Here is a 22,555-nt window from a genome sequence, read left to right on the forward strand (position 1 = left end):
AAGCGCCAACCTCTGCGGGGCTGGTCATTGGGGGTCGAACAGCACCGGAACCGACGTCGGTGACCGGAAGACCTGGCCGCGGATATGGGGGTCGTCCGCGTCGGGATCCAGCCGCAGGTTCGGCAGCCGGTCGAGCAAAAGATTGATCGCGGTGCGCATCTCGAGCCGCGCCAGGTGCATGCCGAGGCAGACGTGCACGCCGTGCCCCCAGCCCAGGTGCGCCCGGGCCTCGCGGTGGATGTCGAACGTGTCCGGATCGGGATAACGATCCTCTTGCCGGTTCGCCGAACCGAGCATCGGCATCACCGTCGCCCCGGCCGGGATCGCCACGCCGCCGAGATCGGTGTCGCGAGTCGCCACCCGGGTGATGGTCAACAGGGGTGCTTCCCAGCGCACGCCCTCCTCGATCGCCTGCGGCAGCAGCGACCGATCCGCGCGGATGGCGTCCAATTGCTCCGGGTCCTTCAGCAGCGCCAACAGCAGGCTGCCCAACGACCGGTACGTCGTCTCCACTCCGGCGGGCAGCAGCAGCCGAAGGAACGAGAAGATCTCCTCGTCCGCCAACTTTTCCCCGTCGATCTCGGCCGCGGCGAGCGCGCTGATCAGGTCGTCCTTCGGCTCGGCGCGGCGGGCCTCGAGGATCGGCGCGAAGTACTCGCACAGGGCGGCCGAGGCGGCCAATCCGCGCCCGGGATTCATCAACCAACTCAGCAGCGAAATCGACCACCGCTGGAACTGCGGGTAGTCCTCTTCCGGCAAACCCAGGAGCCCCGCGATGATCTGGCTGGGATAGTCGAAGGTGAACTCCTTCACCAGATCCGCCTTGCCGTTAAGCGCGAACTTGTCGATCAGACCATTGGCCACGCGGCCGACCAGCTCGTCCTGCCAGCGCGCCAATGACTTCTGCGAGAACGCCTTCGACACCAGCGAGCGCAGCCGCCCGTGGATCGGCTCGTCCATGCCAAGCATCACGCCTTCGCCCAGCACGGGGCCGAACGCGGCGATCACAGCCGACGACGAGAACGTCTCGTTGTCGCGCAGCATCTGCTGGATGTCCTCGTGCCGGTACACGATGAACATCGGCAGCCCTTCCTCGTGCGGCAGGGCTCCCGAAGTCTCGAGTCGCTGCACCGGTTCCTCGCGGCGTATCCGCGCCAGTTCGGTGTACGGATCGCGCACGTCACCCGATATCGCATCGTCGAACGCGCCGAAGTCTTCCAGATCGTCGAAAAGTTGTTCCATGATTGCCCCTCAATCCCCTTGCTGTGCCACATTCTTTTGCGACGAGAACCGCCCGGCCACCGCGGCCAGGCGCTGCATCACCGGCTGCGGAAGAACACGAGCGACGAACATCATCGCCTTTTGCGTTGTCGTCAACGGCCATGCACCGTCGCGCATCGACCCCTGTCGGGGTATGCCCAGCACGATCCGGGACATGTGGTGCATGCCCGACGCCGGAAGGATCCTGTTGGCCACCAACAGCATCGAGGCGTCCGGGCCGATGCCGCGGCGGCGGAATGCGCCGCGATCGTCGATCGCCTTGAGCAGGCCGTCGGTGAACCGCTCGGGGGGCCGCGCCATTTTCATCGCGAAGCGCCCGCGGCTGTTCATCGTGTTGTGCAGCCGGGCGTAGGGGCCGCCGAAGTTGCGGTTGTCGGTGGTGCCGGCATCGGTGATGATCTCGGTGTCGTACGTGCCGGCCACCAGGACGGTGACACCGAGGCCGAAGGGCGCGATCTCACACGCCATCGACTCCCCCCACCGCTCCAGCGCTCCCTTGGCCGCCGAGTACGGCGCGGTGGCGGGCTGGCCCCGCACCCCTGCCGCGCTGGACACCAGGACGATTCGCCCCTGGCCGGCCGCCCGCATCGACGGCAGCAGGGCCTGGGTGAGCCTGACCGGGCCCAGCACGCTGGTGGCGAGCATGCGCTGCCACAACGCCATGTCGGTCTCCTCCACCATTCCGGCGGCGGAGATCCCCGCGTTGTGCACCAGTGCGTACGGCGCGCCCACGGCTTCTTCGATTACCTTGGCCGCCGCGGCGATCGACGCGGTATCGGTAAGGTCGAGCTGGACGCCGATCAACCGGTCGTCATCGACGTCGGATCCCGTTGCGCCTTGAATAGCCTGCCACAGCAACGGAATGCCGCGGTCGGGTGTGCGCATGGCCGCGACCACGCGCCACCCCTCCCGGTACAGCCGCACGGCCGAGGCGAAGCCCAGTCCGCGGGACGCGCCGGTGATGACGGCCGTGCGGTGCTCAGCCATTCTTGCCCGCCTTTTGGTCCTGGACAGCACAGGCGCCCTCACCCGGCGGTGGGGCATCGACATGGGGCCGCCCGTTCGGCTCCCCGCTGGCCCAGGTCGACCAGATGCCGACCGAGTAGGGGCCCTGCGCACCGGCCTTCTCGTAAAAACCCTGCGGGTCATAGACTTTGGCTTCCGGATACGGCCACGGGCAGGCCACCGAAGTGGCGGCATGACTGACCTTGATGACCCAGAACCAGGCGCCGTAGGCGAAGTACGACACGTTGATGATCGCGAACATCACCAGGAAGGTGCCCAGCACCGGACGCGTCGGGAACAACTTGGCTTTCGCGGCAAGCTTTTCCGCCACCGACTTACCCGTGTCGTCGCGGTAGCACAGGATCGCGGCCGGCACCATCACGAAGGTCACCGAGAACGATTCCCAGATCAGCGGGAATTGAAATGTGGTGCCGGTGAACACCGACCCCCAGGGGATGACCTGGGAGTAGATGTACATGCCCATGTGCACGAGCTGGATCTCCAGCCACGCGTCGAAGACAAAGCCGATCGCACAGGTCAGCAGGCCCAGGCTGACCAGGGGGTGGCGCGACACGAAGGCCGTAGGCCCGTACTTGGCCTGCAGCTTGCGCAGGATCCAGACTGCCGGGAAGTAGGGCCCGAAATAGAACGTCACATAACCGAATACGACGAACGGCTCCACGGTCGGCGACAGCGACACCAAGGGCCAGGATTCCGGCCAGTGGATGAGGTCGGGGTTGTACACCGCGAACGGCGACCAGTTCATGATCGGGTCCTGCCACACGATCAGCGTGGTGCACAGGAACATCAGCATCACCGGGCTGCCCGGGTTGCGGCGCCATCCCCGGACGAACACCACCACCAGGACGATCAGCATGATCACGGTGGAGATGTGCAGGAACGTGATGTAGTCCAGGCCGAAGATGAACTTCACCGGGCGGGGTCGGCCTTGCACGTTCGGGTTGCCGACGCGCGGGTCAAGGGCCACACGGCAGTTCGCGATGAAGAACAGCGCGAACGCGGCCAGCGCGGCGCCGGCGATCCAACCGCCCCAGCCGCGCTTGCCTTTTCGTTGCGGGACGGCCGGCTCCTCCTGCGCGGCAGGCGGTGTGGTTTGTTCCGTAGACATCGAGTCAGACTTCCTCTCCGAAGCGATCGACCAGATGCGAGTTGACGCCGTCGGCATCGAGGGTGCGCGCCACCAGATAGCCGGCACCCATCCATGCCCGCCGCGTCCACTTCCCGAAGGACACCCGGGTGCCTGGGGCGCCGGAGGCGGCGGGCATCATCTTCACCCGCTCCAGCGCCTCCTTAACCCCGCGCGGACTCAACGGATGCGCGTCGGTGAAGGCCCGCACCAGGGTCGCGGCGACATCGCGGTTCACCACGGTCACACAGAACTCGGGTCGACTGCCGTTGTACTTCTTCGCATAGCTGTCGAGGAATTCCTGACCGATCCGGTTCGCCTCGTCGTACTGGTCGACACCGGTCCAGCCCATGAACGCGTTCCACATGATCGGGTTGACCCACGCGTTCTGCCACGCGGTGGTGGTGAAGCGGGGCGGGTCCCAACCGAGGACCTCGAGCGCCGGGTTGATGAACACGATCCCGAATCCGAAGCCCAGGTGCACGATCGCCTCGGCCTTCGCCTCATGCAGCGTCTGGACCGCGGCGTTGATGTCCTGAGCCGTCTGGGCGATCGAAACCTCCGCTGCGATTCGAATACCCTTGCGGCGACAGGCGTTTCGAAGATTTTTCAGGTAGCTCTCACCGATGAGGCTCTGCTCCACCAGCACACCGATCTCGGCGAGTCCGCGCTTGGCGATGAGGTCGGCCAGAAAGATCGGCTCGTCGGTCATCGAGCCCTGGGGGAAGGCGAACGTCCATTCGCCCAACCAGTCGTCGGTGCCGGTCACGCTGATCGCGGGCACCTTGAACCGTTCCTCGATCGCTTCTCGCAACGGCACGCAGTTGTCGGTGATGTTCGGGCCGAAGACAACCAGGCAGCCCTCGTCGACCAATTCGCCGTACGCATCGATCACCGCCTTGACCGAACCCTTGGGCAGACCCTCCACCTCGCGATAGATCATCTGCACGGGACGGTCCATCACCCCCTGAGCGACCGCCTCTTCGAAGATCAGGTCGAACGTCTGGGTGAAGGAGGCGAACAGCTCCTCGGGAAAGCCCGGCGGCAGGGTGAAGTCCATCAAGTAGCCGACCTTGATCGGCTCAGCAGTGCTTTCGTAGGACATCTGACCTCCCGGGTGACCCGCTCAATCGCACCGATCCATGGCTGACCTAATATTTGTTCAGACCGTAGCTGAGACGGTATCGGGGGCGGCGTGCAGCGTCAATCATCTAGGCTCCCACACCCAGATAGACCTCGACCATTTCGTTGAGGGCCCGGGCGACTGCCACGTCGTCGGTGAGCGGTCCGGCGATGGCCGCCCGGGCCGACTCTTGCATGGTCAGGCCCTCGGCGACCAGCCGGCCGGCCGCGATCAGGACCCGAGTCGACGCGACCTCGCGCAGCCCCCCGGTTTCCAGGCGGCGGATGGCCTGGCCGAAGCGCACCAGCTCGGCCGCGGTGGCGGCGTCCACACCCGCCTCATGCGCAACGATGCCCTCTTCGACATCGGCTGCGGGAAAACCGAATTCGATGGCGACCATGCGCTGACGCGTCGAATCCTTGAGATCCTTCAGCACGCTTTGATAGCCGGGGTTGTACGACACCACCAGGCCGAACCCGGGCGCGGCGTCCAGGGTGACGCCGAGGCGCTCGATCGGCAGTTGCCGCCGGTGGTCGGCGAGCGGGTGCAGCACCACGGTGGTGTCCTGCCGGGCCTCCACCACCTCGTCCAGGTAGCAGATCGCGCCCTCGCGCACCGCCCGGGTCAACGGACCGTCCACCCAGACCGTCTCGTCGCCGCGCAGCAGATACCGCCCGACCAGGTCCGCCGTGGTGAGGTCGTCATGGCAGGACACGGTGATCAGCGGCCGGCCCAGGTCGTGCGCCATCGCCTCGACGAAGCGGGTCTTGCCGCACCCGGTCGGCCCCTTCAGGACGAGCGCCAATCCTTGGCGGTATGCGGCCTTGAAGACGGCCTCCTCGCCGCCGACCGCCTGGTAGTAGGGCCGGTCCCCGGTATCGGGAGCCATGCCGTTTCGGCTGGCTATCCCGGACTCGTTGGCCATGACGTCCCTTCTGCGAATTTATTGGAGCCTAACCGGAACAGATGTTTGTTTCAAGTGCGCCGTCGCGTGGGTGGGGGTTCACAGCCCGATCGCCAACTGCATTCGGGGACATGCGATCAGCACGAAATACGGGCAATCAAGCGCTCACCCTCCGACGCACCTCCGCCGAGCGCAACGCGGACCGGAACAGCGGTCCGATCACACCCGCCAGCTGATCGGGACGCGCGATCGTCGCGTGCGCGGTGCTGCCGAACACCCGGCGCAGGGATCCCACATCGGTGCCCGCGCCGATCGTCAGGCACACGCAACCGGTCCCCCGGCGCCGGGCTTCGGTCAACGCGCGGCGCGCGTCCGCGGCGCCATAGGCGCGCTCGTATCCGTGGTCGTAGGCCAGGCCGTCGGACAGCACGACGAGGAGCCGCCGAGACGTACCGCCGCGCGCCTCCAGCACCGACGAGCCGTGCCGGATGGCCGCACCGAGACGGGAGTACGCGCCGGGCTCCAGGCTGTTCAGCCGCCTGATGACGCGCGCATCGAGATGGTCGTCGAACCGCTTGACGGGCACCATGGTCACCGCCGCGCGACCCTGCGAGTAGTACGCGTACAGCGCCACCCGGTCGCCGAGGTCGTGCAGCGCCACGGTCAGGTTGGCGACGGCCGCACGCTGCTGTTCGTGCACCGTGCGTCCCACGGTTCCGGGCTCGGCCGCCGACCCCGACACGTCGAGAAGCAGCAGCACGGACAGGTCGCGCCGGCGCCGCAGGCTGTCCAGATACACCGCCTCGTCGGGCACCGAACCGGCCCGCACCTCGACGCGGGCTTCGACGGCCGCGTCGATGTCGATGTCGTCGCCCTGCGACTGCCGGTGACGACGGTGCAGACCCATCCCCAGCCGGGACAGCGGCCGCCGCACCCCGATGGCGTCGTCGATCGCCTGGGTCGCCGACGCCTTGACCGCGGGCTCGACTTCCCGCACGGTGCACCAGGCCGGCCGGTAGTGCTTACGGGCGACATCCCACTCCGGATACCGCACGCCGCCCGCCGCGGCCTTCTCGTCGTCGATCTCCTCGGCCGAGGTTGACGCCAGCGACGAGACGGCGTGCGCACCGCGGATCCCGGAGTTGGTGCGGTGGGTCGGGGCATCGGCGCCGGGCGGTCCACCGCCGCTGCTGCGCGACGTCTTCCTTTTTGGAGACAGCATCTTCTTCAGCCACTTGCCGATGAAGCCGCCGCCGCCGACCGGGCTGGTGAACACGTCGGGATCGTCGGAGTCGTCGACCTCACCGTCGTCGAGTTCTTCGAGTTCCCGCGCGCCCTCGCGCCGCGGGACATGCGCCGCGGTCGCCTCTTCGTCTTGCTTGACCGTCCTGGCGCACGCGGCCACGACCTTGGCCGCGCGGATCACGCCGAACTCCGGCGCCGGGTCGTCGAGCGCTGCCCGGGAGGCCGCGATGTCGAGTGACGCTTCGGGTGAAGCACTGCGAGCGGCGATGTCCCGATCGCCCATCGACGCCAAAATGCTTGGCAGAAAAGGCGCATTGGCGACCAGGGCACGGTGTCCCTCGACCGCCAGGTAGCGCCTGGCCAGCTTGCGGCGGCGAACCAACGGCCCAACGACGTTGGGTTCCAGGCTGCCGGCCGCGATCAGCGACGCCTGCACGGCCACGGCCTTGAGCGCCTCGAGCCGCGAGGCCGCGGCGGCGTCGACGTGAATCGTCTGGCCGTCCGTCCACGCCGGTTCACCCGGCGGCAGCCCGGCGACCGCGACGGCCCGACCCGCCAGCGCGGAGGCGAGCATGCCCAGGGCCTGCAACCGGTCGGTACCGGCGTCGTCCCCCACGCTCCACCTCCGACTTGTTGACCAAATATCTGTTCCACCGTAAAGTCCGGCTGCACGGCAGTCAATGAATCAGGAGCCAACGATGATTGACTTCACCGGCCAGGTGGCGGTGGTGACCGGCGCCGGTCGGGGACTGGGTCGGCTGTATGCGCTGGACCTGGCCCGCCGCGGCGCCGCGGTGGTGGTCAACGACGTCGGCGGCTCGATGCGCGGCGACGGTTCCGATTCCGCGGTGGCCGATGACGTGGTCGACGAGATCACCGAAGCGGGCGGCCGGGCGATCGCCTCCTATGACTCGGTGGACAGTCCGGCCGGCGGCCAGGCGATCATCGACGCGGCCGTGGACGCATTCGGGCGCCTCGACGCCGTCGTCAGCAACGCGGGAATCTTCGGCAGCGTGCCCTTCGAGGACCTCGCGCACGACGACTGGACGCGAATGCTGCGCGTGCATCTGGACGGCGGGTTCTACCTCTCCCAGCCCGCGTACCGCGTGATGAAGAACAACGGGGGCGGGCGGTTCGTGTTCATCTCCTCCTCCGCCGGCATCTTCGGCCAGCCAATGGAGGCGCACTACGCCGCGGCCAAGGCCGGCTTGGTGGGGTTGACGAACGTCATCGCCATCGAAGGCGAAGCGCATGGGATACTCGCCAACTCCGTTATGCCGACCGGCTTTTCGCGGATGGTCACCGAGACCGTCGGCGACGAGAAGTTCCTCGCCGAATCGGGCTTCATGCAAGCCATTCGACCCGAGCTTGTCGTGCCCCTGGTGACGTTCCTGGCCAGCCGCGCCTGCACATTCACCCACCACAATTACTCGGCCGCGGCCGGACGTTACGCCCGGGTGTTCGTCGGCCTCGCCGAAGGCTGGCTCGCCGACGCCGACAGCCAGCCGACCGCCGAGGACATCGAGGCCCGTCTCGAGGAGATGTCGTCGACGGAGAAGTTCCGCGTGCCCGCATCGATCGTCGACGAGGTGCTGGAAGTGTGTGAGCGACGGGGTGTCAGCCCGATGCCCGGCAACGCCGAGGTCGCCTTCCCCGAACCGCGAGGGAGCTGACCGTGGATGACGACTTGCGCGACCGGGTCAACCGGCTGACCGACCGTGCGGAGATCTACGACTGCATGCAGCGCTACGCGCGCGGCATCGACCGGCAGGATCGGGCACTGCTGCGATCGGCCTACCACGACGGCGCCATCGACGACCACGTCGGATTCGTCGGCGAGGTAGACGATTTCATCGACTGGGCGCTGGCCTATCACGGTAGCCAGACGCGATACCAGCACTACCTGCTGAACCACACCGCCGACATCGACGGCGACGAGGCGCACGCCGAGACCTATTACCTGTTCATCGGGACCGATCGCGAACCGGCGAACCACATGACGATCTCCGGGGGTCGTTACGTCGACCGCCTGGAGCGGCGCGACGGGCGTTGGGCGATCGTCGATCGCGTCTGCCTGGTGGAGTTCATGAACGAATCGCAGTCGCTGCTCACCGACGACGCCATCGCGATGGTGCCCGGGGCCGGCACGCCCCGCCACGACAGGACGGACGCCTCATACGATCGGCCGCTCGCGGCGTCCCGCACGGCGGCCGCCGTTGTTGACCAAACAAGTCAGGGCTAGAGAATAGAAGAGTGGACTTTTCATACCCGGCGGACGTGGAACAGTTCCGCACCGAACTGCGTGACTGGCTCGCGGAGAACCTGACCGACGAGCTGGTGGCGGCCCGCCGGCCCACCGGCCGCGACGACGCCGCGTTCGAGACGCTGCGCGCGTGGAACGCGACGATGGCCGACGCGGGATGGGCCGCCGTGTCCTGGCCCCCCGAGTACGGCGGGCGCGGCGCGACGGTGCTCGAGCAACTGGTCTACACCGAAGAGACCACGCGAGCCCGAGCTCCGATGCCGCTCAACGTCATTGGGCTGAACAACATCGCGCCGGCGATCATGCAGTACGGCAGCGAGTCCCAGAAGCTCACGCTGCTCCCCCGGATGATGCGCGCCGACGACATCTGGTGCCAGGGGATGTCGGAACCCGAGGCGGGATCCGACCTCGCCGCGCTGCGCACCCGCGCCGTGCGCAATGCCGGTCCGCAAGGCGACGGCTTCGTCGTCAATGGCCAGAAGATCTGGACCTCATTGGGGCATCGGGCCGACTGGTGTCAGCTGTACGTACGCACCGATCCCGACGCACCCAAGCACAAGGGGATTTCCTGCCTGATCGTCGACATGCGACTGCCGGGCATCGAGGTCCGTCCGCTGGTCACGCTCAACGGCGACGCCGATTTCGCCGAGGTGTTCTTCGACGACGTGCGGGTGCCGGCGGACGCGTTGCTCGGTCCGCTCAACGCGGGCTGGCAGGTGGCCACCACCACGCTCAGCCACGAACGCGCCGGGGCTGCACGGCTGTACGCGGAGATGCAGGTGCGGCTCGAAGAGCTGGTCAACGATCTCGCCGCGGCCGGCACCGGTGCGCTGGACGATCCCGTCATCCTGCGGCGCCTCGGCGAAATCGCGGTCCGGATCAAGTATCTCGAAGTCCTGTGCCAGCGGTCGATCTCGGCGACCCTGCATGGCGGTGACGCGCTGGGATCGGCCAGCCTGGCCAAGACGGTGTGGGGTGAGATCGGCCAGGACCTGGCCGCGCTGGCCTTTGATGCCCTGGGCACCCGCGGCGCCGGCGCGCCGTGGGCGAACTACCGGCTGACGTCGCGGTCGCTGACCATCGCGGGCGGTACCACGCAGATCAACAAGAACATCACCGCGCAGCGGGTACTGGGGTTGCCGCGCAAATGAACCTCGAACTCACCGAAGAGCAGGTGGCCCTGCGCGACACCACGCGGCGCTTCCTCGCCGAGAAGGCATCCATTTCACAGCATGTGCGGGCGCTGCTCGACGATCCGACCGGAACGGACGCGGCGGTGTGGCGCGGTCTCGCCGATCTCGGAACCACCGGTCTGCTGGTGCCGGAGGAATACGGCGGCGCCGGCATGACGATGGTCGAGGCCGGCATCGTCGCCGAAGAACTGGGCGCCGCGCTGCATCCGGGGCCGTGGCTGTCGAGCGCGGTGGCCGCCCCGCGCGCACTGACGCGGCTGGAGGCCAACGACGTCGCACCGGAGTTGTTGCGCGGCATCTCCGACGGCACCACGGTGGCCGCGGTCTGCTTTCCGGACTCGGCGAGCGCGTCCGTCGTCGCGAGCCGCAACGATGACGCCGTCGTGTTGCACGGCGAGATCGCCGCGGTGCCCGACGCCGCGGCCGCCGATGTGCTGCTCGTGGTCGGCGAAGATGATTACGGCACTGCGCTTTTCGCGGTGCGAACCGGCTCGTCCGGGGTTTCGGTTGTGCCCGAGCACGGTATCGACCCCACCCGCAAGCGGTTCCGCGTCACGTTCGACGCGGCACCCGCGCAACGCCTGGCCGCGCTGACCATGGACGATGTGACCGCGGTGATAGACGACGTGCTGATCGCCACCGCGGCCGACGCACTCGGCGCAGCGCGCGCCATCATGGACCTCGCCGTCGACTACGCAAAGGGCAGAACACAATTCGGCCAGCCGATCGGCTCCTTCCAGGCCATCCAGCACCTGTGTGTCGACATGTATGAGACCGTCGAACTGGCCCGCAGCGGCGTGATCCACGCGTTGTGGGCCAGCGACGCGTTCCCGGGAACCGACGGCCAATCCGGCGAGGAGCGGCATCTCGCCGCGCTGCGGGCGAAGGCGTTCGCCGGGCGGCTGGCCACCGTGGCCGACACCGCCATTCAGGTGTTCGGCGGGATCGGCTACACCTGGGAGCACGATGCTCACCTCTACCTCAAGCGCCTGCTGAGCTGGAGCGCGTTTCTCGGCGGCCCCGACGGGTACCTCACCGAACTCGGTGCGCGCCTTGCCAAGAGAGGTTGTGAATGATGGAGATCGAGTACCTGCTCACCGCGACTCCCTCGGCGCGCAAATCACTCGACCTCGACGCGCCAGTCGACCTCGACGACATCCGCGACTGCCTGCGGATCGGCCTGCAGGCCGCGAACGGGTCGAATGCCCAGTCGTGGCGCTGGCTGGTGATCTCCGATCCCGCGCTGCGCACCAAGATCGCCGAGCTGTATCGTCAGGCCTACCTGCTGCGGGTCGGCGGGCAGATGATCGCCGGCCTGATGCCCGCGGGAACACCCGAGAGCCGGGTCATGTCATCGACGGAGTGGCTGGTCGAGCACATGGCGAGCGTGCCACTGCTGGTAATCCCTTGCTATGAGCCCTATTTGCCCCGCATCGAGGGCGACGAATCGTTTCACCTGGCCACGTTGTACGGCTCGATCTTCCCGCCGGTATGGAATTTCCAGCTGGCCTTGCACACCCGGGGATACGGGACGTGCATCACCACCTTGCATCTGCATCACGAAGAGGAAATCCGGAACCTGCTCGGGATTCCGCCAACCTACGTTCAGGGTTGTCTACTGCCGGTGGGTCGGCTGCGGGCGGGCCGCACGTTCTCACCGGCGCCCCGGCGGCCACTCGAGGAGGTGGTCGCGTGCGACCGCTGGGATGGCGACCCGCTCTAGAATGGACCTTTCACCGCTTTGTGCAGCGCATTCATCGCGCCCGGTCTGATAGCCTCTAACAAAGATTTGGTTCGGCAAGAGAGGACGAATGCGAATGCTCGTCACCCCGCAGCCGTCCGGATCTGCACACCGCTAACCATGGCGAGGGCCGAGTCGCTACGGGCCAGCGGTACAGCTGATTCTCCGACGCGCCGCGCCGAGATCCTGGCCACTGCCGCGTCATTGATCGCATCCTCGGGATTGCGGACGTCGCTGCAGGAGATCGCCGATGCCGCCGGCATTCTGCCCGGCAGCCTGTATCACCACTTCGAGTCCAAAGAGGCCATCCTCGTCGAGTTGATCCGCCGCTATCAGGACGACCTGGAGCGCATCGGGCGGTCCGCCCAGGCGCGGCTGGACGAACCCGACGCTCGTCCGGTCGCCGAACAGATCATCGAACTCGGATCCGCGATCGCCAACTGCGCCGTCGAACATCGCGCCGCATTGCAGATGTCGTTCTACGAGGGGCCGAGTACGGATCCGGAGCTGATCAAGCTGACGCAGCAGCGGCCCGTGGCCATCCTGGAGGCGATGCTGCAAACGCTGCGCGCCGGCCGGTGGAGCGGTTACATCAAACCCGACATCGACCTTCCCACCCTGGCCGACCGGATCTGCCAAACCATGCTGCAGGTCGGGCTCGATGTCATGCGTCACAAGTCCGCCACCGACCAGGTGGCCGGACTGCTGTGCCGAATCATCTTGCAGGGCTTGGCAACTCGTCCTCCGACGGACTCCGCACTGGACCGGTCGAAAGCATTCGCCGCGGCCAGTGACGTCATCGCGACCTGGTCCGACGACAGCGATGCGGATCCGAGCGACAAGGCGGCGGCGGTGCGTGCGGTGGCACGAGCCGAGTTCGGCCGCAGAGGATATGAAGTCACCACCATCAGGGACATCGCCTCGGCGGCGGGTCTCGGCACCGGAACCGTGTACCGGGTGATCGGATCGAAGGACCAACTCCTCGCATCGATCATGGAATCCTTCGGCAGGAAGGTCGAGGCGGGCTGGGTCAGCGTCCTGCGCTCGGATGCCACACCGATCGAAAAGCTGGACGCGCTGAGCTGGGTCAACGTCAATGCGCTCGATCGGTTTTCCGACGAGTTCAGGATTCAGCTGGCCTGGATGCGCCAGTCACCCCCGGACACACCGAATCCGGGCTGGCTCTACGCCACGCGGCTGCGGCAGATGAAAACGCTTCTTTCCGAGGGGATCCGGTCCGGAGAAATAGGTGTCGACGCACCGTCCACCGCCATGTTGTCGCGCTGTGTGGTCGGCCTGCAGTGGATACCGGAGAACATTCTGCAAGACATCGGCACCCGCGCGAGTTTGGTGCACGCCCGCGACACCGTTCTGCGGGGCGTCGCGGTGCGCGGCAAGTTAATCTCAATTAATCAGCCCCGGTATTGAACCAAATAACTGTTACCCATACAGTTGAGCAGTTAGAACCGCGTTGGCATTATCCGAGAAGGGGATTTCCATGACCATTGTCGATCGGTTGCGCTACGACGGCAAGCGCGCTCTCGTTGTCGGTGGCGCGACTGGCATGGGCGCCGCGGCGGCCAAGTCAGCGGCCGAGCTCGGGGCCGAAGTCATCGTGCTGGACTACGCGCCGGTGGATTACAAAGTCGCCCAGTCCGTGCAGGTGGACCTGCGCGATCCCGCCTCTATCGACTCCGCCCTCGAGCAGGTCACGGGTCCCATCCACGCCGTGTTCTCGGCCGCCGGCGTCGCCGACGGGACGATCGACCTGATGAAGATCAACTTCATCGGCCACCGCCACCTGATCGACCGCCTGCTGGAAAAGAACCAGCTGCCCAACGGCTCTGCCATCTGCTTCATCTCCTCGGTCGCCGGCATGGGCTGGGAGAACGACCTGGACCTGATGCTGGAGTTCCTGGCCACGCCGGACTTCGCGGCCGCCGAGGCATGGTGCCAGGCGCACGAGGCCGAAGGCATCAACCACTACGGCACCAGCAAGAAGGTGATCAACACCTACGTGGCGACCCAGGGCTACCCGCTGGCGAAGAAGGGCATCCGCATCAACGCGATCTGCCCGGGACCGACCGACACCCCGTTGGCGCAGGCCAACGCGGACCTGTGGCTGTCCTTCGCCCAGGACTACCGCGACGAGACCGGCTCCAAAGTGCACACCCCGGAGCAGATGGGCGACGTCATGGCGTTCCTCAACAGCGAGGCCGCGTGCGGCGTCAGCGGGATCACGCTGTTGGTGGACTCCGGCCACACCATGGCCTCGATGACCGGCGCCTACGCGCCGGGCAAGCCGATCATCGACATCATCATGGGCAAGGTCAAGCTCTAACTCCGCTTCGCTTCCCGCGAGACTGCCTACCGCTCTACCCGGCGTTTGCGTTGGTAGTTGCAGCCTCGCGGGAAAGTAACGTCGAAGGCATGGCACGCATCATCGTCTTCGGCGGACACGGCAAGGTCGCACTGCAACTGGCTCGCGATCTGACCCAGCGCGGCGACCAGGTGAGCTCGGTCTTCCGCAATCCCGATCACTCCGACGATGTCGCTGCCACCGGCGCCAAGCCGGTGGTGGCCGACATCGAGCAGCTCGACACTGACGCGCTGGCCGATCTGCAGGCCGGGCACGACGCGGTCGTCTTCTCGGCCGGGGCGGGCGGCGGCGATCCGGACCGGACCTATGCCGTCGACCGCGACGCGGCGATCCGGGTGATCGACGCCGCCGGGCAGGCCGGTGCCAAGCGGTTCGTAATGGTCTCCTACTTCGGCGCCGGGCCGGATCACGGTGTGTCCCAAGATGATCCGTTCTTCGCCTACGCCGAAGCCAAAGCCACCGCCGACGCCCACTTGCGCGACAGCGCGCTGGACTGGACCATCCTGGGTCCCGGTCGGCTCACCCTGGATGCCGCTACCGGCAAGATCGTCCTCGGTCGTGGCAACGGCGAGGTCTCCCGCGCCGATGTCGCGCTCGTCGCCGCGGCCGCATTGGCCGACGATTCGACCATCCGGCGGACCATCGATTTCAACAACGGTGACGTCCCGATCGCGCAGGCGCTGGCGGGCTGATTAAACTTCTGTTCGCAGCTGGTCTGCCTGCGCCGCAACCGCGACGCCGGCATCGAGCGAAGCAACGTCAGTGAGGCTTCGTAAGAGGGAACCCGGTGAGAATCCGGGACTGTCCCGCAACGGTATGCAGGAACGACCGCCGTCAGAGTATTTGGCAAGCACTGGTCGCAAGACTGGGAAGCGACGGCCATTAGGTGCACCAGCCGGTGCGCGCCTGCGAGTCCGGAGACCTGCCAGGTGTGCCGGGCGCGCCGCGTCCGGCGGCTCATCGCCTCGTGGAATGGGCGTTAGGCTGCAGCCGTTAGCGGTTAGTACATAGGTACGCACCGCTCACGGATCGGCTGCACGTCCGCCGGCGGTGACCACCACGTCGATTGAAGGACGAATACTGTGACCCCGCAAGCATTTACCGCAACGGTTGTCGGCTCTCCACGCATAGGCCCCAAACGCGAACTCAAGCGCGCCACCGAAGGCTACTGGGCCGAACGTACCAGCCGATCGGATCTGGAGAACGTCGCCGCCACGCTGCGTCGCGACACGTGGCAGGCCCTGGCCGACGCCGGCCTGGACTCGGTGCCGGTCAACACCTTCTCCTATTACGACCAGGTGCTCGACACCGCGGTCATGCTGGGCGCGCTGCCGGCCCGGGCCGCGCAGGTCCCCGACGACTTGGACCGCTACTTCGCCGCGGCCCGCGGCAACTCCGACGTCGCGCCCCTGGAGATGACCAAGTGGTTCGATACCAACTACCACTACATCGTGCCCGAGATCGGGCCCGCGACGACGTTCGCGCTGAACCCGGACAAGGTGCTCTCCGAGCTCAAAGAGGCTCTCGCGCAGGCGATCCCCGCGCGCCCGGTGGTCATCGGCCCGGTAACCTTCCTACTGCTGAGCAAGGGCGTCGACGGCGGGGGCGCGCCGATCGAGCGGCTGCAGGAGCTGGTGGGAATCTACTCCTTGCTGCTGTCGCTGCTGGCCGACAACGGTGCGCAGTGGGTGCAGATCGACGAGCCGGCGCTGGTCACCGACATCTCCCCCGACGCGCCAGCCTTGGCCGAAGCCGTCTACAACGCCTTGGGCAAGGTGAGTAACCGCCCTGCCATCTACGTCGCCACCTACTTCGGCGACCCCGGCGATTCGTTGGGCGCGCTGGCCCGCACGCCGGTCGAGGCGATCGGCGTGGACCTGGTTTACGGGGCCGACACCGCGGTGGCGGCAGTGCCCGAGCTCGCCGACAAGATCCTGGTGGCCGGTGTCGTCGACGGACGCAACATCTGGCGCACCGACCTCGACGCGGCGCTGGGCAAGCTGGCGACGCTGCAAGGTTCGGCGGCGAAAGTCGCGGTCTCGACGTCGTGCTCCACCCTGCACGTGCCGTACTCGCTGGAACCCGAGACCGGTCTGGACGACGCGCTGCGCAGCTGGCTGGCGTTCGGGCAGGAGAAGGTCGCCGAGGTGGTGACGCTCGCCCGGGCGCTGCACGACGGCCGCGACGCGGTCGCCGACGAGATCGCCGCCTCCAACGCCGCGGTGACCTCACGTCGGGAAGATCCGCGGCTGCACAACGACGAGCTGCGCGCCCGCATCGACTCGATCGTCGCGACGGGAACGCACCGGGGTGACGCGGCCCGGCGCCGCGCTAGCCAGGAGGAGCGGCTGCACCTGCCGCCGCTGCCGACCACCACGATCGGGTCGTTCCCGCAGACCGTCGAGATCCGCAAGGCCCGCGCCGCGCTGGTCGCCGGCGAGATCGACGAGGCCGAGTACGACCGCAGGATGAAGCAGGAGATCGCCGACGTCATCAAGCTGCAGGAGGACCTCGGCATCGACGTGCTGGTGCACGGCGAGCCGGAGCGCAACGACATGGTTCAGTACTTCGCCGAGCAGCTGGACGGCTTCTTCGCCACCAAGAACGGCTGGGTGCAGTCCTATGGCAGCCGCTGCGTGCGCCCGCCGGTGCTCTTCGGCGACGTGATCCGCCAGCACCCGATGACGGTGCAGTGGGCCAAGTACGCGCAGTCGCTGACCGACAAGCCGGTGAAGGGCATGCTGACCGGTCCGGTGACGATCCTGGCGTGGTCCTTCGTCCGCGACGACCAGCCGCTGGCCGACACCGCGAACCAGGTGGCACTCGCCATCCGCGACGAGACCGTGGACCTGCAGGACGCCGGCATCGCGATCATCCAGGTCGACGAGCCGGCGCTGCGGGAGCTACTGCCGCTGCGCCGGGCCGACCAGGAGGACTATTTGCGTTGGGCCGTAGGATCTTTCCGGTTGGCCACCTCCGGCGTCGCGGACTCGACGCAGATCCACACCCACCTGTGCTACTCGGAATTCGGTGAGGTGATCGGGGCGATCGCCGACCTGGACGCCGACGTGACATCCCTCGAGGCCGCCCGCTCGCACATGGAGGTGCTGGACGACCTGAACTCGATCGGCTTCTCCAACAGCGTGGGTCCCGGCGTCTACGACATCCACTCGCCGCGGGTGCCGAGCACCGGCGAGATGGCCGAGTCGCTGCGCGCGGCGCTGCGGGCGGTTCCGGCCGAGCGGCTGTGGGTCAATCCCGACTGTGGATTGAAGACCCGCAACCCCGACGAGGTGAGCGCGTCGCTGAAGAACATGGTCGCCGCCGCCAAGGAGGTCCGGGCCGGGGCCTGATCGCGGGTGTCGAGTGTGGGCCCTATGCACGAAAATCGGACCGATTGAGTACATAAGGCCCACACTCGGCGAACGACCGGTAAACCGGAGGGCTACTCCCCCGGCTCGACGGGCTCTTCGGCCGCGGGCTCCGAAAGCACTTGCACCGGAACGTCGTCGGCCCACGGTTGCCGGGTGACCATGTCGGCGACCCGGACGATGCCGCGCTCGAATTCACCGGTCGCGGCGTCGACCAACCGGTACGCCTGTGTCTGCTTGTGAATCGGCTGCGCGTCGAGCAGAACCACGCGGACCTCACCCGGCTCGAAGTGGCAGCGCTCCTGCATGGCGGCGATCAGTTGCTCGTTGTGCATGTGGCCGTCGCCGAAATTCCAGCCGATGGCGGTGCTGCAGATCCGCTCGCCGTCGGTGATGACGTAGTCGTCCTCGTTCTGGCCCGCCATCACGCGGTGCGCCAGGGTGAACAGCGCCCGGCCGTGAGTGTTGAAGCCGCGGAACGCATATCCCATGTAGATCGGTATCTGCGCCGCCTCGGGGCTGCCGTAGAACCGCTCCAGCTGGGCCTGCGGCATGCTGGCGATCGCCACGATGCCCCTGTCGATCTTGTCATTGGCCGAGGGTTTGATGCACCACAGCGTGGTGTCCCAGTTGCCGGCGTAGTAACGCATCCCGGGCAGGAATGAGATCTTGCGCGGAAACATGTTGCCCAACACGACGATTCCCGCGATGACTACGAACAGGACCGCCACCACCACCGGGTGCCGCAGGTCGCGCAGCCCGATGTGGGTGTGCGCGACGAACAACGACAGCACGCCGAAGATCATGAAGACGTTCCACTCCAGCGGCACGCCCATGGGGATCGAGACGAGGATTCCGAAGTGGAAACAGACCATGGCGATGGCCGCGATCGTGACGGGCCAGCCGCCATGACAGAAGAACAGCGGCAGCGGTACCAACATTTCGATGGCAGTGCTCAGGTGCGCCAGCCACCGCGACAGCCGTCCGGGCCGCAGATCGTCCGGGAAGCTCTCGAAGAAGCGCCGTTTCAGCCAGCGGGGCCGCACCAGCGGGTTGTTCGACATCATCGTGGAGATCACGAACGGAAAGTGCTTGTTGAGCTTTGATGTCGCGGCGCCCATCCAGATCACCAGGAACACCACCTTGGACCCGACGATCATGTCGGGCGCGGCGAACAGGAACGTCACCGCCATGGTCGCGTAGACCTCGCCGCGGGCGGCCAGGAAGATCACCTTGTCGCGCAGGCCGACCACCGCCAGAAGCAGCAGGATCAGCACGATCTTCCATGCGGGCAGCAGCCCGATCCTGGTGCTCAATTCGGGTATCGGCCCGGTGCCGTCGGCGAACAGCGCCGCCAGTGTCACCAGAAGGAACAGCCCGTACAGCGCGACGTCGACTGGTTTGCGCTTGGTGCCCTTGGTCAATGGGACCCGGTCCGGCCACGGTGGCAGCCGGATGGTGCCGAAGCGCATCCAGTACAGGATCGAGCCCAGCGGTGGGAAGAAGCGGTTGTTCAGCGGCCCGAAGCCGCAGCCCAGCCCGATCACCTCGAAGAGCATCGTGTAGAGCACGACCTTTTCGAACACGATCGGCTCCGACCACCAGTGCGCGACGTTGGTGAACCCGCCGAGGCCTCTGGTGGCCGATGCGAACAGCCACGCGCCGAGGATGTAGAGCAGGATTTTGACGACATAGAACAGGTGCAGCACCACCGGCGTGCCGAAGCCCACCTCGGCCCAGTGCTTGGCCATCGGCCGGATTTTCTCGCTACGGGTGCCCTTGTTCCATTCGGCCATGTCGAGCTGCGGCAGCTCGGGCTTCAGAAATCCCATGGTTTCACAGACTAGAACGTGTTCTAGGGGCGTGTAGTGCAACCTCAGGCAGAAATCTTCGCGCCGCGGACTGGACCCGAAGCCGTGGCGCGAAAAGTGGTGCGGTAAGTGCTGCGGCAATCACGGCGCCGAGCGACGGGATCCACGAACGCCCGCGGAAATCTGCATTAACGGGCCGCCGCCGGCACCCGGCCGGTGTAATTTGCTGCAGGGGTGGGCGAGGTTGAGGAGCCAGCCGTGTCTGAGGTCGATTATTGCGTGGTAGGAGCGGGATTCGCGGGCTTGACGGCCGCATTGCGGCTGAAACAAGCAGGCCATTCGGTGGCCTTGCTGGAAGCGCGTGACAGGGTCGGCGGCCGCACCTTCACCGAGTACCTTCCCGACGGCACATGGATCGATCGTGGCGGCGCTTGGATCGGCCCGGGCCAAGACCGGATCTATGCGCTCATGAACGAGCTCGGCGTGGCGGAATACAAGCAGCACAACGACGGCGACGCGATGATGATCGTCGGCGGCAAGAAGCACCGCTACGGCGGCACCATTCCCTGGACCGTGAGCCCGTGGGCGGTCGCCAACCTTGGCCTCGGGTTGGCCGCCATCGAGAAGATGTGCAAAGAGGTTCCGCGCGAAGCCCCGTGGGAGGCGAAGAAGGCCCACGAGTGGGACCGAATCAGCATCGGGGAATGGATCCATAAGAAGTCCATGTCCAAGGAGGCCGCCGAGATGTTGGAGATGGCCTTCGCGGGCCTCTACACGTCGGCAGGTTCGGAGACGTCGCTGCTGTGGGGGCTGCTGCAGACGGCGTCCGCCGGCGGACTCACCTTCGCGATTTCGGGCAAGGGCGGCTCCCAAGATGCCCGCCCCGTCGGCGGGATGGGCGCCCTGCACCGCCCGATGGTGGCCGCATTGGGCGACGCGCTGCACCTCTCGCAGCCGGTCGGGCAAATCACTCAGGATGCCGACGGCGTTACGGTCGGCGCGGCCGATCTGACGGTGCGGGCGCGCCGTGTCATTGTCGCGATCCCGTTGGCGATCGCCACGTCGATCCTCTACGAGCCAATGCTCCCGGTGGACCGGGCATTTCTGCACCAGCGCATGCCGAGCGGCGCGGTGATGAAGACCTCGATCATCTACGACGAGCCGTTCTGGCGTGCCGACGGATTTTCCGGCCAGTCGGCCGCGCCGGGATCCCCGGCGACCCTGACCATCGACGCCTGCACGGACACCGGTGACCCGGGAATCATGTGCGTCATCACCGAAGGACCCGCGGCGCGTCGTCTGACGAAACTCGACAAGGCCGAGCGCAAAGCGGTGATCATCGGCGAACTCGTCGACCGGTTCGGCAGTAAAGCCAAGGCGCCGTTGGAATTTCACGAACAGAACTGGACCGTGGACCGCTATTCCGGCGGCGGAATGATCGGCCACGCCCCCACCGGTGTGCTGACCGAGTACGGCTATACCCTGCGCGAGCCCTGCGGCCGCATCCACTGGGCCGGCACCGAGAGTTCGACCGTGATGTGCGGATGGATCGACGGCGCGATTCGCTCCGGGGAGCGCGCCGCGGCCGAGGTGGCCGAAGCCGAGACCGCTGCGGTCGCCTAACCAAACCACTTGCGCCACTTTCGTTTCAGTGGTTTCACTGGAGCGTGCCTTGTCGGTGGCCCGCGATAGCATTCGAACATGCGTTCGAGCACCCGTGAAGAGGTCGATGCGGTGTTCGATGCCCTCGAAGCCGCCATGGACCGGGTCTGCGCATTGTCGTTCGACGCATTGACCACCCCCGAGCGGTTGCGGAAATTAGAACGCCTCGAAACGCTGGCGCGTCGCCTTCAAGTGCCCAGCCACCAACTGATCAATCAGGTTGGCGAGCAGTCGGATTCGACGGAGTTGGGTGGCAAGTTGTCCTGGGTGTTGGCCGATCGGCTGCATATCAGCCGGGCCGAGGCCGGCCGGCGCATCGCTGAGGCGGCCGATCTGGGGCCGCGGCGGGCGTTGAGCGGTGCGCCGTTGGCGCCGGTATTGCCGGCGACGGCGGCGGCCCAGCGTGACGGGGCGATCGGGGCCGATCATGTGGCGGTGATCCGGCGGTTTTTTCACCAGCTGCCCGAGTCGGTCGACGTCGAGACCTGCGTGCACGCCGAGCAGCATCTGGCGGCCAAGGCCGGCGAGTTTGGGCCCGAGCAGTTCGCCAAGCTGGCCCGGCGCCTGATGGATTGTCTCCATCCCGATGGCAGCTACACCGACGAAGATCGCGCGCGGGTGCGCGGGCTGGTGCTGGGCACCCAGCAGGCCGACGGCATGTCGCGGCTGAGTGGATGGCTGACGCCGGAAGCCAGGGCCAGTTGGGAGGCGGTGCTGGCCAAGCTGGCCGCCCCGGGCATGTGCAACCCCGACGACGACACCCCGGCCGTGGACGGCGCCCGTCCGAGGAGGCGGTGCGCCGCGACACCCGCAGTGCCGCCCAACGCCATCACGACGGGCTCAACGCCGCGCTGCGCGATGCTGGCCAGCGGACAGTTGGGGCAGCACAACGGGCTACCGGCGTCGATCGTCGTGACCACCACGCTCGCCGACCTCGAACGCACCACCGGCACCGGGTTGACCGGCGGGGGCACCCTGCTACCGATGTCCGACGTCATCCGGCTGGCCCGCCACGCGCATCACTATCTGGCGATCTTCGACAAGGGCAAGCCGCTGGCGCTCTACCACACCAAACGCCTGGCCTCACCCGGGCAACGAATTGTCCTGTACGCCAAGGACCGCGGATGCACCGCACCGGGCTGCGACGTCGCCGGCTACTACTGCGAGGTCCACCACGTCCAAGAGTGGGCCACGACGTACCGCACCGACATCGACCAACTCACCCTGGCCTGCGGACCCCACCACCGGCTCCTCGACAAGGGCTGGACCACCCGAAAACGCGCCAACGGCGACACCGAATGGATCCCACCGCCACACCTAGACCGCGGCCAACCCCGCACCAACACCTTCCATCATCCCGAGAAGCTTCTTCGCGACGAAGACGACGAGGGCGAAGACGACGAGGGCGAGGATGATGGGGCGGCGTAGC

General features: G+C 66.9%; 18 protein-coding genes and 1 riboswitch. Of the genes, 11 read left to right on the top strand and 7 right to left on the bottom strand.

The genetic code is table 11. From position 1 onward, the window contains the following. Nucleotides 1-24 precede the first annotated feature (24 nt). The 6 genes from G6N50_RS13875 to G6N50_RS13900 all read right to left on the bottom strand — a co-directional run bounded on the left by G6N50_RS13875 (nt 25) and on the right by G6N50_RS13900 (nt 7,321). Nucleotides 25-1,242: a cytochrome P450 gene (locus G6N50_RS13875; protein WP_083095304.1), complete on the bottom strand. Its 1,218-nt coding sequence runs from the start codon at nt 1,240-1,242 to the stop codon at nt 25-27. Nucleotides 1,243-1,251: 9 nt separating this feature from the next. Beyond that, nucleotides 1,252-2,268, bottom strand: a complete 1,017-nt coding sequence (locus tag G6N50_RS13880; RefSeq protein WP_083095303.1) for an SDR family oxidoreductase — start codon at nt 2,266-2,268, stop codon at nt 1,252-1,254. Then, complete coding sequence (locus tag G6N50_RS13885; RefSeq protein ID WP_083095302.1) at nt 2,261-3,415, bottom strand: spirocyclase AveC family protein; 1,155 nt, start codon at nt 3,413-3,415, stop codon at nt 2,261-2,263. Before G6N50_RS13885 ends, G6N50_RS13880 begins: the two co-directional genes overlap by 8 nt. A 4-nt stretch (nt 3,416-3,419) precedes the next feature. Continuing rightward, complete coding sequence (locus tag G6N50_RS13890; protein ID WP_083095301.1) at nt 3,420-4,538, bottom strand: ABC transporter substrate-binding protein; 1,119 nt, start codon at nt 4,536-4,538, stop codon at nt 3,420-3,422. 106 nt (nt 4,539-4,644) lie between these two features. Further along, on the bottom strand, nt 4,645-5,481 hold the full coding sequence (locus G6N50_RS13895; RefSeq protein ID WP_083095300.1) for a CbbQ/NirQ/NorQ/GpvN family protein: 837 nt from the start codon (nt 5,479-5,481) through the stop codon (nt 4,645-4,647). Nucleotides 5,482-5,617: 136 nt separating this feature from the next. Next, entirely contained in the window at nt 5,618-7,321 is a 1,704-nt protein-coding gene (locus tag G6N50_RS13900) for a nitric oxide reductase activation protein NorD (RefSeq protein ID WP_083095299.1), read from the bottom strand. A gap of 82 nt (nt 7,322-7,403) precedes the next feature. On the opposite strand from G6N50_RS13900, the gene G6N50_RS13905 reads away from it, so the two are divergent. The 9 genes from G6N50_RS13905 to metE all read left to right on the top strand — a co-directional run bounded on the left by G6N50_RS13905 (nt 7,404) and on the right by metE (nt 17,635). Then, nucleotides 7,404-8,378: an SDR family NAD(P)-dependent oxidoreductase gene (locus tag G6N50_RS13905; RefSeq protein WP_083095298.1), complete on the top strand. Its 975-nt coding sequence runs from the start codon at nt 7,404-7,406 to the stop codon at nt 8,376-8,378. A 2-nt stretch (nt 8,379-8,380) separates the two neighbouring features. Then, a complete protein-coding gene (locus G6N50_RS13910) occupies nt 8,381-8,947 on the top strand; it encodes a nuclear transport factor 2 family protein (protein WP_083095297.1) in 567 nt (188 codons plus the stop codon). Nucleotides 8,948-8,958: 11 nt separating this feature from the next. After that, nucleotides 8,959-10,119, top strand: coding sequence for an acyl-CoA dehydrogenase family protein (locus G6N50_RS13915; RefSeq protein ID WP_083095296.1), 1,161 nt, complete (start codon nt 8,959-8,961; stop codon nt 10,117-10,119). After that, nucleotides 10,116-11,237, top strand: coding sequence for an acyl-CoA dehydrogenase family protein (locus tag G6N50_RS13920; RefSeq protein ID WP_083095295.1), 1,122 nt, complete (start codon nt 10,116-10,118; stop codon nt 11,235-11,237). The genes G6N50_RS13915 and G6N50_RS13920 overlap by 4 nt, the downstream gene beginning before the upstream one ends. Continuing rightward, nucleotides 11,237-11,884, top strand: a complete 648-nt coding sequence (locus G6N50_RS13925) for a nitroreductase family protein (protein WP_083095385.1) — start codon at nt 11,237-11,239, stop codon at nt 11,882-11,884. Before G6N50_RS13920 ends, G6N50_RS13925 begins: the two co-directional genes overlap by 1 nt. A 138-nt stretch (nt 11,885-12,022) precedes the next feature. Continuing rightward, entirely contained in the window at nt 12,023-13,330 is a 1,308-nt protein-coding gene (locus tag G6N50_RS13930) for a TetR/AcrR family transcriptional regulator (protein ID WP_083095294.1), read from the top strand. 70 nt (nt 13,331-13,400) lie between these two features. Next, nucleotides 13,401-14,243, top strand: a complete 843-nt coding sequence (locus tag G6N50_RS13935; RefSeq protein WP_083095293.1) for an SDR family oxidoreductase — start codon at nt 13,401-13,403, stop codon at nt 14,241-14,243. 89 nt (nt 14,244-14,332) lie between these two features. Further along, a complete protein-coding gene (locus G6N50_RS13940) occupies nt 14,333-14,974 on the top strand; it encodes an SDR family oxidoreductase (protein WP_083095292.1) in 642 nt (213 codons plus the stop codon). 2 nt (nt 14,975-14,976) lie between these two features. Then, nucleotides 14,977-15,226, top strand: a riboswitch (cobalamin riboswitch). A gap of 138 nt (nt 15,227-15,364) precedes the next feature. Then, entirely contained in the window at nt 15,365-17,635 is a 2,271-nt protein-coding gene (metE, locus tag G6N50_RS13945; RefSeq protein ID WP_083095291.1) for a 5-methyltetrahydropteroyltriglutamate--homocysteine S-methyltransferase, read from the top strand. Nucleotides 17,636-17,727: 92 nt separating this feature from the next. Here metE and G6N50_RS13950 read toward each other — a convergent pair whose 3' ends face one another. Beyond that, nucleotides 17,728-19,485, bottom strand: coding sequence for a DUF3556 domain-containing protein (locus G6N50_RS13950; protein ID WP_083095290.1), 1,758 nt, complete (start codon nt 19,483-19,485; stop codon nt 17,728-17,730). Nucleotides 19,486-19,722: 237 nt separating this feature from the next. Here G6N50_RS13950 and G6N50_RS13955 point away from each other — a divergent pair, with 237 nt between their 5' ends. Next, the gene (locus G6N50_RS13955; RefSeq protein WP_083095289.1) at nt 19,723-21,087 is read left to right on the top strand and encodes a flavin monoamine oxidase family protein; all 1,365 of its coding nucleotides are present in this window, start codon (nt 19,723-19,725) and stop codon (nt 21,085-21,087) included. Nucleotides 21,088-21,165: 78 nt separating this feature from the next. Then, entirely contained in the window at nt 21,166-22,554 is a 1,389-nt protein-coding gene (locus tag G6N50_RS13960; protein WP_163650850.1) for an HNH endonuclease signature motif containing protein, read from the top strand. Nucleotide 22,555 lies beyond the last annotated feature (1 nt).

Origin of the sequence: Mycobacterium mantenii (assembly GCF_010731775.1) — a bacterium.
GTDB lineage: Bacteria > Actinomycetota > Actinomycetes > Mycobacteriales > Mycobacteriaceae > Mycobacterium > Mycobacterium mantenii.

Coding starts and splice junctions, on each gene's coding strand:
- G6N50_RS13875 (WP_083095304.1), bottom strand. CDS start 1,242: ATGGAACAACTTTTCGACGATCTGGAAGACTTCGGCGCGTTCGACGAT.
- G6N50_RS13880 (WP_083095303.1), bottom strand. CDS start 2,268: ATGGCTGAGCACCGCACGGCCGTCATCACCGGCGCGTCCCGCGGACTG.
- G6N50_RS13885 (WP_083095302.1), bottom strand. CDS start 3,415: ATGTCTACGGAACAAACCACACCGCCTGCCGCGCAGGAGGAGCCGGCC.
- G6N50_RS13890 (WP_083095301.1), bottom strand. CDS start 4,538: ATGTCCTACGAAAGCACTGCTGAGCCGATCAAGGTCGGCTACTTGATG.
- G6N50_RS13895 (WP_083095300.1), bottom strand. CDS start 5,481: ATGGCCAACGAGTCCGGGATAGCCAGCCGAAACGGCATGGCTCCCGAT.
- G6N50_RS13905 (WP_083095298.1), top strand. CDS start 7,404: ATGATTGACTTCACCGGCCAGGTGGCGGTGGTGACCGGCGCCGGTCGG.
- G6N50_RS13920 (WP_083095295.1), top strand. CDS start 10,116: ATGAACCTCGAACTCACCGAAGAGCAGGTGGCCCTGCGCGACACCACG.
- G6N50_RS13925 (WP_083095385.1), top strand. CDS start 11,237: ATGGAGATCGAGTACCTGCTCACCGCGACTCCCTCGGCGCGCAAATCA.
- G6N50_RS13930 (WP_083095294.1), top strand. CDS start 12,023: ATGGCGAGGGCCGAGTCGCTACGGGCCAGCGGTACAGCTGATTCTCCG.
- G6N50_RS13935 (WP_083095293.1), top strand. CDS start 13,401: ATGACCATTGTCGATCGGTTGCGCTACGACGGCAAGCGCGCTCTCGTT.
- G6N50_RS13940 (WP_083095292.1), top strand. CDS start 14,333: ATGGCACGCATCATCGTCTTCGGCGGACACGGCAAGGTCGCACTGCAA.
- G6N50_RS13950 (WP_083095290.1), bottom strand. CDS start 19,485: ATGGGATTTCTGAAGCCCGAGCTGCCGCAGCTCGACATGGCCGAATGG.
- G6N50_RS13960 (WP_163650850.1), top strand. CDS start 21,166: ATGCGTTCGAGCACCCGTGAAGAGGTCGATGCGGTGTTCGATGCCCTC.